Here is a 259-nt window from a genome sequence, read left to right as displayed (position 1 = left end):
CCGTCGTTCTCGTCGTACATGATAAAGAGGACGGTCTTGCTCCACACTTCGGGATTCGAGGTCAGCGCGTCGAGAATCTGCGAGGTGTATTCCGCGCCGTAGGCGGGCGTGTATTTCGGATGCTCCGAGAACGCGGCGGGCGGCAGCAGCCACGACACTTGCGGCAACTTGTTCGCCAGCACGTCCTGCTTGAGATCGGCGATCGTGCGCGCGGTCTGCGCGCGCTGATAGAGCGCCGAACCCGGTTGCGCGTTGATGA

At 62.5% G+C, this 259-nt stretch carries 1 protein-coding gene; it reads right to left on the bottom strand.

Annotation, left to right across the window (positions count from 1 at the left end; all coding sequences use genetic code 11):
• Positions 1 to 259, bottom strand: a 259-nt coding sequence (locus tag SB751_RS32340) for an alkaline phosphatase family protein (RefSeq protein ID WP_410749302.1), incomplete at both ends; no start/stop codon positions are given.

The sequence above is a fragment of the Cupriavidus sp. SIMBA_020 genome (assembly GCF_046535395.1).
GTDB lineage: Bacteria > Pseudomonadota > Gammaproteobacteria > Burkholderiales > Burkholderiaceae > Cupriavidus > Cupriavidus campinensis.
Note: the sequence above shows the minus strand (reverse complement) of the source record. Positions and strands in the feature narration are given on the sequence as shown.